Annotated in this window: 14 protein-coding genes; 5 read left to right on the forward strand and 9 right to left on the reverse strand. The window is 63.6% G+C overall.

Annotated elements, in window-relative coordinates:
• The first annotated feature begins 2 nt into the window (after positions 1-2).
• Positions 3-1,295 carry a serine hydrolase domain-containing protein gene (locus tag PI93_RS23355; RefSeq protein ID WP_039373028.1) on the forward strand — a complete coding sequence of 431 codons (1,293 nt, stop codon included), beginning with the start codon at positions 3-5 and terminating at the stop codon, positions 1,293-1,295.
• On the opposite strand, the gene PI93_RS23360 is transcribed toward PI93_RS23355, so the two are convergent.
• Positions 1,267-1,611, reverse strand: coding sequence for a GIY-YIG nuclease family protein (locus PI93_RS23360; protein WP_039373025.1), 345 nt, complete (start codon positions 1,609-1,611; stop codon positions 1,267-1,269). The genes PI93_RS23355 and PI93_RS23360 overlap by 29 nt on opposite strands.
• Positions 1,612-2,008: 397 nt before the next feature.
• On the opposite strand from PI93_RS23360, the gene PI93_RS23365 reads away from it, so the two are divergent.
• The 4 genes from PI93_RS23365 to PI93_RS24965 all read left to right on the forward strand — a co-directional run bounded on the left by PI93_RS23365 (position 2,009) and on the right by PI93_RS24965 (position 5,506).
• Positions 2,009-2,317, forward strand: coding sequence for a type II toxin-antitoxin system RelE/ParE family toxin (locus PI93_RS23365; RefSeq protein ID WP_052240851.1), 309 nt, complete (start codon positions 2,009-2,011; stop codon positions 2,315-2,317).
• Entirely contained in the window at positions 2,314-2,616 is a 303-nt protein-coding gene (locus PI93_RS23370) for an addiction module antidote protein (RefSeq protein ID WP_039373022.1), read from the forward strand. The genes PI93_RS23365 and PI93_RS23370 overlap by 4 nt, the downstream gene beginning before the upstream one ends.
• 91 nt (positions 2,617-2,707) lie before the next feature.
• Positions 2,708-4,177 carry an SLC13 family permease gene (locus PI93_RS23375; protein WP_039373021.1) on the forward strand — a complete coding sequence of 490 codons (1,470 nt, stop codon included), beginning with the start codon at positions 2,708-2,710 and terminating at the stop codon, positions 4,175-4,177.
• A 195-nt stretch (positions 4,178-4,372) separates the two neighbouring features.
• Positions 4,373-5,506, forward strand: coding sequence for a methyl-accepting chemotaxis protein (locus PI93_RS24965; protein ID WP_080759322.1), 1,134 nt, complete (start codon positions 4,373-4,375; stop codon positions 5,504-5,506).
• A gap of 35 nt (positions 5,507-5,541) precedes the next feature.
• Here the strand turns inward: PI93_RS24965 and PI93_RS23385 are convergent, their stop codons facing one another.
• The 8 genes from PI93_RS23385 to PI93_RS23420 all read right to left on the reverse strand — a co-directional run bounded on the left by PI93_RS23385 (position 5,542) and on the right by PI93_RS23420 (position 14,239).
• Positions 5,542-5,970, reverse strand: coding sequence for a hypothetical protein (locus PI93_RS23385; protein ID WP_039373020.1), 429 nt, complete (start codon positions 5,968-5,970; stop codon positions 5,542-5,544).
• 4 nt (positions 5,971-5,974) lie between these two features.
• Complete coding sequence (locus PI93_RS23390) at positions 5,975-6,649, reverse strand: hypothetical protein (protein ID WP_039373018.1); 675 nt, start codon at positions 6,647-6,649, stop codon at positions 5,975-5,977.
• 59 nt (positions 6,650-6,708) lie between these two features.
• On the reverse strand, positions 6,709-8,223 hold the full coding sequence (sctE, locus tag PI93_RS23395; protein ID WP_039373015.1) for a type III secretion system translocon subunit SctE: 1,515 nt from the start codon (positions 8,221-8,223) through the stop codon (positions 6,709-6,711).
• Positions 8,220-8,738 carry a SycD/LcrH family type III secretion system chaperone gene (locus PI93_RS23400; protein ID WP_052240850.1) on the reverse strand — a complete coding sequence of 173 codons (519 nt, stop codon included), beginning with the start codon at positions 8,736-8,738 and terminating at the stop codon, positions 8,220-8,222. Before PI93_RS23400 ends, sctE begins: the two co-directional genes overlap by 4 nt.
• A complete protein-coding gene (locus PI93_RS23405) occupies positions 8,735-9,364 on the reverse strand; it encodes a hypothetical protein (protein WP_039373014.1) in 630 nt (209 codons plus the stop codon). The genes PI93_RS23400 and PI93_RS23405 overlap by 4 nt, the downstream gene beginning before the upstream one ends.
• A gap of 84 nt (positions 9,365-9,448) precedes the next feature.
• A complete protein-coding gene (locus PI93_RS23410) occupies positions 9,449-9,973 on the reverse strand; it encodes a hypothetical protein (RefSeq protein WP_039373012.1) in 525 nt (174 codons plus the stop codon).
• Between the two features lie 13 nt (positions 9,974-9,986).
• Complete coding sequence (locus tag PI93_RS23415) at positions 9,987-10,400, reverse strand: hypothetical protein (protein ID WP_144400462.1); 414 nt, start codon at positions 10,398-10,400, stop codon at positions 9,987-9,989.
• A gap of 158 nt (positions 10,401-10,558) precedes the next feature.
• A complete protein-coding gene (locus PI93_RS23420; RefSeq protein WP_039373008.1) occupies positions 10,559-14,239 on the reverse strand; it encodes a hydantoinase B/oxoprolinase family protein in 3,681 nt (1,226 codons plus the stop codon).
• Positions 14,240-14,378: the final 139 nt, after the last annotated feature.

A 14,378-nucleotide genomic window follows, 5' to 3' on the forward strand; every position in this document is an offset into this window, starting at 1 on the left:
AAATGAATGTCGAACGGCATTGCCGTCCGGCAGGGGCACGTCTGAACACGCCGTTGGCATGGCGACGCAATTCGCCTGCCATCGTGCGCGCTACGGGTCGATGCGGTGCGTCTGTACGCCGCTCGGTCATGGGTGCTCTGCTGGGCATTGCCACGCTGATGATGGCGAGTCATGCGAGCGCACAAACCGCGTCGCCGGCGAGTGCGGCGAGCGCGGCCAGTGCGGCGAACACGGGCAGCGCCGTCGTTGCGCTACCGTCGTCCGGCGCAGCCACGCCGATCAGGCCGGCCGTTCCGATCGGGCAGTCGACCATCGCGCAGGGTGTGGCGCAGCTCAAGGAGCGTTACAACCTGTCGCATGTGTGGTTGCGCACCGAGTCCGATGCCGGCGGGGTGCTCGAGGCGGCCACGTCGGGAGACGAGGTCCAGCAGTTGTTGCCCGTCGCCAGCCTGTCGAAGTCGGTCACGGCCATCGGCATCGCCCTGCTCGTGCAACAGGGCAAGCTCTCGCTCGACGCCAGGCTCGGCGATCTGCTCGACGCCTATTCGAAAGCCCACGGCAAGCCACTCGATCCGTCGCTGCGCGACTTGACCGTGCGGCGTCTGCTCGCACATCGCGCGGGCCTTGCCACGAACGGCTATAACGATCCCGTCAACGGCTTGTTCAGCGGGCTGGCGATCCGGCGCGTTGGCGGTAGTGCCGACTTCTTCAACTATCTTGATGCCGGCGACGCCGCACACTCGAGCGGCAAGACGGATTTCGTCTACTCCAACGTGTCGTATCTGCTGCTTGGCATGGTGATCGAAGCCGTTTCCGGCGAAGACTACAAGGACTACTGCGAGAAGCACATCTTCGCGCCGCTCGGGGTGACGGACGCCAAGCTGCCCGATAGCTGGCGTCTGCTGGCGCCATTCGCCGGGTGGCAGATGTCGACGGGTGCGTTGCTCAAGGTGTGGAACGTGTTCGACATCCGCCATCCGAGTCTGCTCAGCGAGAAGACGTTGCGAGCGCTGTTGCTCGACAAGCAGTCGGGGCCGGTCAACGCCGATCGCGACGTGTATTACACGCTCGGCGTGTTCCTGCTGGCGGGGTCGGGTGAGCGCAGTTATCGCATCAGTCACGACGGCATTGCCGACTTCTTCCGCACGCAATCGACCTATTACACGGTGGTGGAAAAGACCGTGCCCGGCGATAGCTGGGCGCTCGTGGTGTCGCCGATTCCATCGCGCGGCCAGTTCGGGGCCATTCAGCGCGACGTCCGCCGGATCATTCGTCAGGCGCGGCTGGTGCCCTGAGGTCGATGGCGGCAGCGTCTGCGTTCACGTCGGGGTTGCCGAAGTCGCACACGAACTTGCCGGCAATGAGCGCGCGTTTCTGCGATGCACTCAGTTGCTTGATGCGGTACTCGGCGCGCGAGGCTGCCGCGCGGTCGGCAAACGTCAACGAGAGCAGCACGCGCGAGGGTGGGTAGGCACGCGTGAAGCGCGCGCCTTTGCCCGCGACGTGCGCTGCGTAGCGTGCGTCCACGTCGACGGTGATGCCTGTGTAGATGCGTCCGCCTGCACACTCCAGCAGGTAGAGGAACCACGGCTTTGGCGTTGCGGTGGTCATGACGTTGTTCGTTCCAGACGCGCGAGCGTTTCCTGCATCAGTTCATGAAAGGTCATGTGAGATCGGCGCTCACGCAAGATCGCTGTGGAGATTTCATCGCGTGCGGGCGAACCGAATTATGGCGCATGAGGCTCGACGTCGCCTACGAAACCAGCGGAGAACTCGACTTGTCGTCCGATGAGCGTTACATTGCCGCCGCGACTTCAGACATCACAAGACACCAGCCATCTCATCGCCCTCCTCTGACTAACGTCTCTCCTTCGATGCCATCTCCCTGTTGAGCGGGAACGCATCGTCAATTCCCGCAACATCCGCGCGCGACCACACCTCTGAAGCACCAAACAAAATACAAATCGGGGCAATCTTTGACATTTGTATCCAATTGGATACAATCCGCATGTACGTCATCAATCAAAGTCGAGCATTCCGCACATGGCTGAAAGGGCTTCGAGATACCGCGGCCAAGGCGAGAATCCTTGTGCGCATCAAGCGTGCCGAGATGGGAAACTTTGGCGATACCAAATCACTCGGGGCGGGCCTTTGGGAAATGCGAATCGATGTTGGCGCCGGATATCGCGTGTATTACGGGCAGGATGAAGCGCTAACCTACCTGCTCGTATGCGGAGGAGACAAGTCGACCCAATCGGCCGATATAGCACGCGCGAAAATCGTGTGGGCCAACGTCAAGAAGGAGTCATCAAGATGAGTCACCCCGACATTACACGCTTCGATGCATCGGAGTATCTGGACAATGACGACATGATCGCCGAGTACCTCAATGCAGCGCTCGATGAAAATGACGCCGCAACCTTTCTCTCTGCTGTCGCCGACGTTGCGAAAGCAAAAGGCATGACGCAAGTCGCGCTGGCCGCCGGCCTCGGGCGAGAAAGTCTGTACAAGGCGCTCGCTCCAAACGCGCAGCCTCGCTTCTTCACGATACTGCGCGTGATGCATGCGTTAGGCGTCACGTTTTCCGCCGTCCCCAATCGAACCGCTCACGGTTGAATGCGAACGAGCCTCAACGTCATGTTCTGGTAGCAAGCAACACTCCGTACCGCCCCCCCCTTTCTGGCCCATCATCAAAACGACAAGCGCCATGACCGAATCTGCTTCGCCCGAGACACCGAACCTGCCGTGCGCTGCCGACCTGCTGCGTCGCGAGCGATTGCGTGCCCGCTGGCGCGCGCTTGGCGGTTATGCCGCCTATGCGTTGCTCGCGCTGGCGCTATGGGCGGCGAGCCATGGCAGCGCCACGCTCGGGTTATCGCCCACGGCGGCGCAGGCGGCCGTGCTCGTGCTGTTCACCATCGGCGCGTGGGCGTTCGGCATGTTCCCCGAGCCGATCACCACGCTGACGTTCTTCCTGCTCGCCGTACTGCTTCACGTCGCGAAACCGGAAGTGATCTTCGCAGGGTTTCATTCCGCTGCGTGGTGGCTCGTCTTCGGCGGTGCCGTCACCGGCATTGCCGTGCGCACGACCGGACTCGGTTCGCGTCTCGCGGCCACGGTCTTCGCGCTCAAGCGCCCCACCTATGCGCGCTACGTGGCCTCCGTGATGGTCGCGTGTGTCGGACTGGCCTTCGTCATGCCATCGACGACCGGACGCATTCTGCTGCTTATCCCCATCGTGCTCGCCCTCGCCGAGCGCATCGGCCTCACCGAAGGACGACGTGGGCGCACCGGCCTCGTGATGACCGTCGCCGCCGCGAGCTATATGCCGCCCACGACGATCCTGCCCGCGAACATTCCGAACAGTGTGCTCATGGGGGCGGCAGATTCGTTCTACGGCGTGAAGCTGCATTACGCACCCTACCTGCTGTTGCACTTCCCGGTACTCGGCGCGCTCAAGGCCGCCATTCTGGTGTGGGTTATCTGTCGCCTGTTCCCGGACGACGGGCCCCTCACCAACGTGTCCTCGTCCTCAGATGCACCGCCGCCGCTCTCCGGCGACGCCCGCCGCCTGTCGGTTCTGCTCGCGCTCGCCCTCGCCGGTTTCGCCACCGACGCCTGGCATGGCATTTCCCCCGCGTGGATCTCCGTGGCAGCCGCCATCGTCTGCCTGCTGCCCGCGATTCAGATCATCACGCCGAAGACCTTCACCGAGCAGATGCACATCACACCGCTCGTCTATGTCGCCGGCTTTCTCGGCGTGGGCGCTGTGGTGGCCGATACGGGACTGGGAGAGAAAGTGGCGCAACTCTGTCTGGATGCCGTGGGCATGGCGCCGGGCACGCCGGCGATCAATGCGGCATGGCTGATTGCCATCGGCGCGGCCATCGGACTTGTCGCGACGCTGCCCGGATTGCCCGCCGTACTCACACCGCTCGCAGGACACTTGTCCGCCGCCAGCGGCCTGCCGCTCTACACCGTGCTGATGCTGCAAGTGCCCGTGTTCTCTACGGTGCTGCTGCCATATCAAAGCCCGCCCATGATGATTGCCATGCATCTCGGCGGCGTGGGCATGCGCGACGGCACACGGCTGACCGTCGTCATGACGATCATTACGCTCGTCTTTCTCTTCCCGCTCGACTATCTCTGGTGGCGCGTGCTCGGCATGCTGCCCTGAATTTCACTGAATCTCCCCGATGCCCGTATGGGTGCGATGGCACGCCGCTTGCTTATGTCTGTCATGCGGCTGCCGTCATCACCCCCTGTCGATTCCCGATGCGGTAGTGCCCGCCCTCGTCTCATGCCGGCTCGCCACGGAGCCGGTCGTTGCCGGTACTCCGGCACCAACGCAAGGCACGTTTGGGAGATCGTTATGGCATCACCGGAGAGAATCGTAGAGCTGGCGCACGCCGTCAAAAATGTCGCCGACGACAAGATCGCGACCATCGCTCACATCACGAGAGAGACCAAATATCTCGCGCTCAATGCGCTCATCGAGGCGGCCCGTGCGGGCGATGCGGGGCGTGGCTTCGCCGTCGTCGCGAATGAAGTGAAGCATGTCTCGCAGCGCATCACGGACATTGCCGGGGATCTGACGTCGGAACTCGCGGGTTCGCTGGCCGAGCTTTCGGCCCTGGGCGACAGCATGATCGGCCAACTGGAACAGCATCGTGGACAACGGCTGACCGACCTCGCGCATCACATGATCGAGATCATCGACCGCAATCTTTACGAGCGCTCGTGCGACGTGCGCTGGTGGGCCACCGACGCCGCCATCGTCGACGTGCTGAGTGCGCCGTCACCCGAGGCGGCACGACACGCGAGCCGCCGACTGGGGGTGATTCTCGACAGCTATACCGTCTACCTCGATCTGTGGGTAGCCGATGCTTCGGGCCGTATCGTGGCGAACGGGCGTCCCGAGCGTTATCCCGGCGTGATTGGCGCAGACGCCTCGCGTCACCCGTGGTTTCTTCAGGCGATGCGCACCGAGAGCGGGGCAGACTACGCAGCGTTCGACGTGCGCCGCGCAAAGCTGTTGCACAACGCCGAGGTGGCGACTTACGCGACGGCCATTCGCGAGGCCGGTGAAACCCACGGCGCTCCCATCGGGGCACTGGGCATCTTCTTCGACTGGGCGCCGCAGGCGAAAGCCGTGGTGGAGGGCGTTCCTCTCTTGCCGCATGAGCGCGAGGGCACCCGCTGCCTGCTGCTCGACGCGCAGCACCGGGTGCTGGCGTCGTCCGACGGCGAGGGAGTGCTGATGGAACGTTTCGACTTGCGATGCCCGCCAGATGGCGCTCCCACGAGCGGGTTCTATAACGCCGGAAACCATCAACTCGTGGGGTATGCGCTAACGCCGGGGTACGAAACGTATGAAGGTTTGGGATGGTACGGGGTGGTGCAGCAGGGCCCAAGTCATGCTTCGGATGGCGAAATTCGCACCACATCGGTGCCTGCCGCGCAGGTGGCGACGTTGGCCGGCGCGTCGGAGGCGCTCGCCGCATAACCACTGCCCCTCATGCCGCGAGTGCAACGGATGCCTTACCGTCGGCTGTGCTCGCGGCAGAAGACCAGCCAACGGTCGCCGTCCTCTTCCCGCCAGAACGCGCCTTCGCGTTCGAGAATCGCACCGAGTCGCAAGCGCACGGTGCGAACGCGGGTGTCGCTCACCCCGGGCAGAATCATGCCGCGCACGTACCCGACATGCGGCACCGTGCGCAGCAGCGTGCGAATCAGTTGGCAGAAGCGCCTCACGGCGTGCTCTCCCGTTTTCGCCTCTGGACTCAATCGAAAATCGGTGATCGTGAGCACGATCCCCGAGGCCACTCTGTCGAGACGATGGCAAAGCGACAACTCGCCATTCTCGACGCGCTGCCCCACAGCGATGCGGGTGCGCTCACAGACTTCGTCGCGCGCCGAAAAACGGTGAGTCCTGAAAAATGCCGCAACGGCGCGCTCGCAGACTGTCATGGGCTTACCGGATGGTGTCGTACATCTTCGTGACTTGCTGCCCGATCATGCCGTACATCGAGCGGGATACGTCGCGGATATCGGCACTCGTGGCATCGATTCGCTGGCGCAGACGATCGTTGGTGCGACGCGTCTCATCCGTGAGCGACATTTCGAATTCGCCGAGCACATCGTTGTCGCGCCCGGCGAGCGAGTCTTCGTTCGACACGACATCGAACGGCGACTTCACGAACTGGCTGAAGCCCTTGGTCGTCTCGCCCACTGCCGTACCGATGGTGTGCAATTTGCCGACCCCGCCGCCCAGACCCGCGGCGCCAGCCCCGGCACCGCCCGCGAGCGCAAAAGTCCCTGAGACGATACCCCCGACAGCCGAATTCAGCCCTGCGTAGTAATGCGACTGGTTGGCCTTGTACTTCTCCGAGCGCGCCGTCAAACCACGCTCGAAGACCATCGCATCATGACGCGTGCGATACGACTGATCCGTATTACGCTCGGCAACCCGCATGGCAAGAAACAGGGCAATGAGCGCTTGTGCGGACTGCAGACCATCCACCTTCTCTCGAATGCGTGGCAGCACTTGGGAACCGTCGCCGGCAGACGCCACACGTTGCTGCGCTTCGAGCGCCGCGATATCCGTCTGACGATAACCCGAAGATGTCGAACTCAATGCAGTAGTCATGTCATCACTCCGTAGGTTGAAAGCGCGGCGAATACCGCGCCCGATAAATCAACGCCCGCTCACGCCCGCGAAAGCGAGGCCGCGATCCGAATACGCATCTCGCCGGTTTTCTGCACCTGCTCGCCCACCGACACCGCAATGTCGCTCTGCTGCCCCACCAGCGTCTCCATCGACTTCGCCGCGCGCTTCTTGTCGTCGCCGTTCATTTGCATGAGCAACTGCAACCACATCATGTCCACGGCAAGATCGCGGGCCTCCAATTGCAGCTTCGAGCGCTGTACGCCGACAATGCCCTGCCCAAGCGCATTCGCGCCGGAGAACACGCCGCGCACGGCATTCGAGAGCGACCACGTGCCACGCGCCAGCGCGAAGTAGCCTTGCACGTTCATGGCCGACGTGAACGACTGCGTCAGCCCCTTGGCGCTCACGGCCTTCCCACGCGCCACCTGCTTCGCCGCGTTCTTCACGACTTTGTCGAACGCACGCGACGCCATCTGCTCGACCATCTGCTGCGTGAACTGCTCGGCCATGCGATTGAAGCCGGCCTTCGCGAGCCGACGCGCGCCTTGCGACCCGCTTTGCAGCAACGACTGCCCCACTCGTTTGCCGACCTCGTTGCCGACCACGAAGCCGATCTCGGAGACCACACGCGTCTTGATCGCGCCGATGGCCGCCTTGTCGCCGGATTTGACGGCCTGTTCCAACGCTTCCCCCGCGCCCGCCTTGAACACGCGGCTCGCGGCCTTGGTCGTCGCGCGCTTCGCAAGGAAACCCCGAACCGAAGTGCCGAAACCGATGACCATACCGAGCATCTGGAACGCCAATTGCGCGTGCCCCCATTTGCCGGCCTCCTTCTCGTGGTACGCCGCGTTTTTCGGATCGACCAACGCCATCGTCTTGTGGAACGCCACGCCGAGCCCGGCGATCCCCGCGCCCACATCGGCGACTCCGCCGGCGATCATCAGCGGGTTCATCGTGAGCACGCCCGTCACCACCTTGACTGCGCCGACCACGACGTCGACCGCTGCGATGAGCCAGTCGAACACCACACCGAAGATGCCGCCCTTGCGCGCCTTGTTCGCGTCTTCGGTCTTCGCGTCCATCTGTTCGCGAAACTTCTTGATGTCCTCCTGCCGCAGCTTCTCCTGGCGCACGCCCAACAACTCCAGCGCACGTTGTGTCAATTTCGCGGTGTCGCCCAATGCGTCCATCGCCAGCATCGACGCCATCATCGCAAGCGTGGACGGGTCCACGTTCTCGAGTGCGGAGAGGTCCGTAGCGCCCTTCGGATTGGACGCACGCAAAGCCTCCGCGCCCAATCCGCTGCCAACCGCGAAGAGACGATTCAGCAGGCGCGAAAACGCGCCGTCGGCGTCGCGCCAATCCGCGCCGCCCGACGTATCCGGCGCGAAGTCTTCAGTGCGGAGCCACTCTGCCCGCTCGCGTCGTTTGCGTGCGGCATCGCCGGCGTCGTTTGCATCGGCCACTTCGTCTGCAGGGGCGGCCGGCGCGTTGGTGACACCGCCGGTCCAGGTCGGCAGGTAGCCGGCACGCGAAGAATGAATGACTGTCATTGGGTGCTTTGAGATTCCGAAGAGACGTTCAGTGCGTCGCGTCGCGCACGGGCCGAGCGCGACAGTGCATCGTGCTCGGGCAGTTGTCCGCATACGCGCAGCGTGGCGTCGTAGGCCTTGCGCGCAAATTCCCGGTTGCCCATGTGCTCGTAGCTCATTCCGGCGAGGTACGGCGGACGCGGGTCTGAGACGCGGATTACCCCCGCTTTCGCGAAGCACGGTAGCGCTTGCTCGTGCTGCCCGAGTCGCTGGTAGCAGAGCCCGAGTCCGTACCAATCGTCGAACGACCATTGGTCGAGCGTGGCGAGCACGAAGTACACGCGTTGCGCAGCGGCAATCTGGCCTTGCGCGAAACGCTGGCCGGCGTGCGCACGAACGCGCGCCAGATCGTTCTCGTCGAGGTCGGCCAGCATGCGCAGTGCGCCGCCGCTCTCGAAGAAATGCGCGAGGACGGCGGGAGCATCGTCCACATCGAGCGTCGTTGGCACGGCTTGCGGGGGCGTGGGTTGGCTCACGTGCGCATCGATCCGTTGATCTGGTTGAGCTGCGAGCCTTGCGAGCTGTAGATGGTGTTCACCAGCGTCGATGCGCCGTTGTACTCCTGAAGTTTTTTGTTGATCTTGATCTGGTCGACGGTGCGGCTATCGGACGCCTGCTCGGTAAAGCCTTCGGCAGCCGCCTTCAAAGTGCGCAGATCCGACGCCGAGTACTGAGCGTTTGCGCCCGCCGGCGCCACGTAACCTTCTTCGCCAACGCGTTTGGTACGGTTCTCCCATTCCATCATCGTCTTCTTCGTGCCGTCGCCGTACACGCTGATCTCGATGTTGTGCTTATCGAAGAACGCGCGAATGCCGTCGCCAACCGTCACCTTCTTCGCCGTGTCCGATCCGATGTCGTTGATCAGCGATTCAATCTGATTCGCCGCCTCGCGCGCCTCCTGCCCTTCCTTCTGGCGACGCTGCATCTCCTGAATCATGTTCTGCGCTTCGCCGTTATTCATCTCCATCATCAACATCGCGTATTGCGCGAGGGTGCCGTGAAAATCGAGCGATTTCGTTATGCCGCCGACATTGACGTCGCGCGTGAGGCCCGTTTGCAACGGCATCAGGCGGGGCGCGGCGTACTGCTGGATAGTCGTCATGAGGTTTGCCTCCTTGAATAGGTAGGACCGGATTGAGAAAGGACGAACGACAGACGTCGTCCGATGACACACGGGCGCTCTCGCTCAGATGCTGTTCACGATTTTTTTCGTGACTTCACCAAGCCGGGAGATCACGGCGTTGTAGAGCGTGAGCGTGTTGTCGTAACTGGTGACGAAGCGCTTCAGTTGGATCTGCTCGCTCGTGCTCGACGCGCCGTCGTTCAACGCCAACGACTGGAGTTTCGAAGCCAGGTGTTGCAACGCTGCGGCATCCAGCGGTTCGCTTGCGGCTTGCGTCGATATGAGGTCGTGCCTGAGGGCAAAGTCGCGCAGCGCCTGTGGCAACATTTCCTGCTTCGCGCCGGCGGAAGCGCGCTTTGCCATCTCACCGGCCAACGTGGCAAACCCGTTGGCGTCGCGAGCCATGTCGACGCGCGCCTGGGCCGACGCCAGCCATGCATCGGCGCTCGCCTGCAAGCCACTCAATCGGCTTTTGGCAAGACTCATCGTCGCGAGCAACGGGTTCTGGGAGTTCGCGGAACGCGCTCCGGTGGAGAACTCCGCGTCACTGTAGGTATGCGAGCGCGCGCCGGAGATTCGATCGATCATTCGGAACCTCGGCTCAGGCGCACACGCGACGCACGTTAGGCGCACGTTTCGCGGGAGAGGGAGAGGGAGAAGGAGAGGTATCGTCGAGCGGCACGGGGGCGTCGGCCCGAATCCGCTCGATGGTGTGCGCAAGCGCGGCTGTCATCCTGCGGATCTCCCGATCGTCGCGTTGAAACGCTTCGCTCTCGACCAATGCCTCGAGACGCTTGAGCTTCTCACGCGCATCGGGCGTGCCCGTCGCTTCGAGACGCGCCACTTCGTCGAGCACCGCCTGATACTCCTGCATCTGACGGTGCAATTTGCGCCCCGCCAACTGCATTTCGGCACACGCGCGTTCGTACTGAACGAGAAGCTCGTCCACACCGGGAGATGTCGGATCGGGGGATGCGGCAGACGTGGGGATCGGGTGTTGCAACGGGTCAGACATAAGAGCGCCTCCGTATGTTGCGGTCAGTCATTCAAGACATAACGCATGGTACGAAGACGCTCGACGTCTGCCTTTGCAAAGGCAGCATTCCCTTCCGGTATCACGCCGCGCTTCAGCGAATTCCCATCGGCGCGGCGTGTTCAGACGGGTGGGACCGCTCAGGCGGCACCGAAGCCGCCTCCCCCCGGGGTTTCGACGACGAAGATGTCGCCCGGCTGCATCTGCGTGCGTCCGATGTGCGCCAGCGCCTCGCGAGAGCCATCCACCCGTTCGACATAGTTCGCCCCCAGTGCGCCAACGGCACCGCCCTGCGCACCGAACGGCGCGTGAACACGGTTGTTGGAGAGGATCGATGCCGTCATCGGCGTCAGGAAACGAATGCGCCGCACGGCACCGTTCCCGCCATGCCAACGCCCGGCCCCACCCGACCCGGCGCGAATGCGATGGCTCTCCAGCCGTACCGGATAACGCCATTCCAGGACTTCCGGGTCGGTCAGACGCGAGTTCGTCATGTGTGTCTGCACGGCGTCGGCGCCGTGGAATCCGTCCCCTGCGCCGCTACCGCCCGCGATGGTCTCGTAGTACTGATACGTCTCGTTGCCGAACGTGAAGTTGTTCATCGTGCCCTGGCTCGACGCCACCCGCCCCAGTGCGCCGTAAAGTGCGTTGGTAATGGCAGACGACGTCTCCACGTTGCCCGACACCACGGCTGCGGGATAGACGGGATTGAGCATCGAGCCTTGCGGCACGATCACCGTCAGCGGCTTCAGGCAACCCGCATTGAGCGGGATATCGTCGTCCACAAGCGTGCGGAAGACGTACAGCACGGCGGCCATGCACACGGCGCGCGGTGCGTTGAAGTTGTTGGGCAACTGTGCCGACGTGCCGGTGAAATCGATGGTTGCCGAGCGCGTCGCCTGATCGACACGAATCGCGACCTCGATCACCGCACCGTTATCCAGCGCGTAGCGATAGTGCCCGTCGGCCAGCGCGCCGATCACACGTCGCACGGCGGCTTCGGCGTTGTCTTGCACATGGTCCATATAGGCCAGCACGACATCGCGCCCGAATTCGCTCACCATGCGACGCAGTTCGTCCACGCCCTTCTGATTTGCCGCAACCTGCGCCCGCAGATCGGCCATGTTCTGGTCGATGTTGCGCGCCGGGTAGCGCGCACCGCCCAGCAGCTCGCGCGTCTCGCGATCCCGCAGTTCGCCCGCCGCCACCAGTTGCCAGTTATCGATGAGCACCCCCTCCTCTTCAACGTGCGTCGAGTCGGGCGGCATCGAGCCCGGGGTGATACCGCCGATATCCGCGTGATGACCGCGCGAGCCGACATAGAAGAGCGGCTCGGCGGCCTCCTCCTTGCGACTGCCTTCGCCCGTCACGAAGACAGGCGTGATCACCGTGACGTCCGGCAAGTGCGTGCCGCCGTGATACGGATCGTTGAGCATGAAGACATCGCCCTCTCGCATCGCGCCGCGATTGCGCTCGATCACGGTCTTGATACTCTCGCCCATCGATCCCAGATGCACCGGCATATGCGGTGCGTTGGCGATGAGGTTGCCGTCACGGTCGAACAACGCGCACGAGAAATCCAGACGCTCCTTGATGTTCACCGAGTAGGCCGTGTTCTGCAAACGCAGCCCCATCTGCTCGGCAATCGACATGAAGAGATTGTTGAAAATTTCGAGACGCACCGGATCGGCTTGCGTGCCGCGCTCGCCGGCATCGCGTTGCGTCTCGCGCGGCACCACGCGCGCGAGCACGAGATTGCCTTGCGCGGTCATCCTCGCTTGCCAGCCCGGCTCAACGACGGTCGTCCCGCTCTTCTCAGTGACGATGGCGGGTCCGTCGATGGTGTCGCCGGCGAGCAACGTGTCGCGCGCGAACAGCGCCGCCTCGTGCCACGCGCCGCCCGCATACAACTTCACACGATCGACGACCTGCGGCGCACCCGAGGTGCGTGCGTCGAGCGGCGCAATGTCGACCGGTGCGTCCGAGTGCCCGATGGCTTCGACCGACGCCACCTCCACGATCAACGCCGCACCGTCCATCAGGAACGAGTAGCGCTGACGATAAGCGGCTTCAAAAGCGGCGCGCATCTGGGCAACATCGCCAAACGGCACCGCCAGCGCCGAATCGGTTCCGGCATAACGCACATGAACACGACGCACCGTCTCGATGCGCGACGGGGGCACACCTTGCGACAACAGCGCACCCACTGCTTCATCCTCCAGCGCGCCGAGGGCATCCTCGAGCGTGGCCAGACCATCGCTCGACAACGGCGCTTCGATCATGCGCTCGCGCATCGCCGTCTGATCCGCCAGCCCCATGCCATACGCCGAGAGCACGCCGGCAAGCGGATGCGCGAAGACCTGAGTCATGCCAAGCGCATCGGCCACGCCACAGGCATGTTGACCGCCCGCGCCACCGAACGTCGTCAGCACATAGCGGCTCACATCGTGACCGCGCTGCACGGAAATCTTCTTGATGGCGTTGGCCATACTGCCGATCGCGATTTCGAGGAAGCCTTCGGCAAGGGCTTCGGGTGTCTGACGACGGCCCGTCGCCCGTTCGATGTCCTTGGCCAGTGTCGTGAACTTCGCGACGACGATATCGCGATCCAGCGGCTCGTTGGCGTTCGGCCCGAAAACCTTCGGAAAGTACGCGGGCTGGATCTTGCCGAGCATGACGTTGCAGTCAGTGACCGTGAGCGGTCCACCGCGACGGTACGCTGCCGGCCCTGGATTGGCGCCTGCGGAGTCCGGCCCTACGCGCAGACGGGTGCCGTCGAACGACAGCACCGACCCGCCGCCCGCCGCGACCGTGTGAATGCTCATCATCGGTGCACGCATGCGCACGCCGGCAACCTGTGTCTCGAACACGCGCTCGAACTCGCCGTTGTAGTGCGACACGTCGGTCGACGTGCCGCCCATGTCGAAGCCGATCACGCGATCGAAGCCCGCCGCGCTCGACGCACGCACCATGCCGACGATACCGCCCGCCGGGCCGGACAGGATGGCGTCCTTGCCCTGAAAGTTATCGGCGCGCGTCAGCCCGCCGCTGCTTTGCATGAATTGCAGATTGACGCCCGGCATCTCGTGCGCGACCTGCTCGACGTAACGACGCAGAATGGGCGACAGATAGGCATCGACCACTGTCGTGTCGCCGCGCGAGACGAGCTTCATGAGCGGCGAGACTTCGTGCGAGACGGAGACCTGCGTGAAACCCAGCGCACGCGCCATCGTCGCCAGTGCCTTTTCATGCGCCTGATAGCGATAGCCGTGCATCAGCACGATGGCGAGCGCGCGCACGCCTTTCGCATAAACCGCCTCCAGCGAGGCGCGCGCCGCATCGAGATCGAGTTCGCGCACCACTTCGCCATGCGCGCCCACACGCTCGTCGACTTCCACGACTTCCGAATACAACGCTTCGGGCAACGCAATGTCCAGATCGAACAGACGCGGGCGATTCTGATACGCGATGCGCAACGCGTCGCGAAAGCCATGCGTCGTCACCAGCGCGAGCGGCTCGCCTTTGCGTTCGAGCAACGCGTTGGTCGCTACGGTCGTGCCCATCTTCACCATGTCCACGACAGCCGGCGTAATCGGTTCGCCCGGCGCCAGATCCAGCAAGTGGCGAATACCGGCGACGGCGGCGTCGCGATACTGCTCGGGATTTTCGGAGAGCAGCTTGTGGGTAACGAGCGTGCCGTCCGGGCGGCGGGCCACGATGTCGGTGAAGGTGCCGCCACGGTCAATCCAGAACTGCCAGCGTGAAGGCGTCTGATGCGCGGGCGCACGGTTTTGGTCGGAGGGCGTGAGAACGTTCGTCATGAGGTCACTCGCAAAGCAATGGTCAAATGAGAATTGAGGGCGATCACGGTGCGGAGCACCGTCGGTGATTCCTGTTGGCGCAAGGCGCACGTCTCCCGGCGCGGGCCTGCCCGACATCGTCGGACGGGGCCGCACATTC

It is taken from the genome of Pandoraea fibrosis (genome assembly GCF_000807775.2).
GTDB lineage: Bacteria > Pseudomonadota > Gammaproteobacteria > Burkholderiales > Burkholderiaceae > Pandoraea > Pandoraea fibrosis.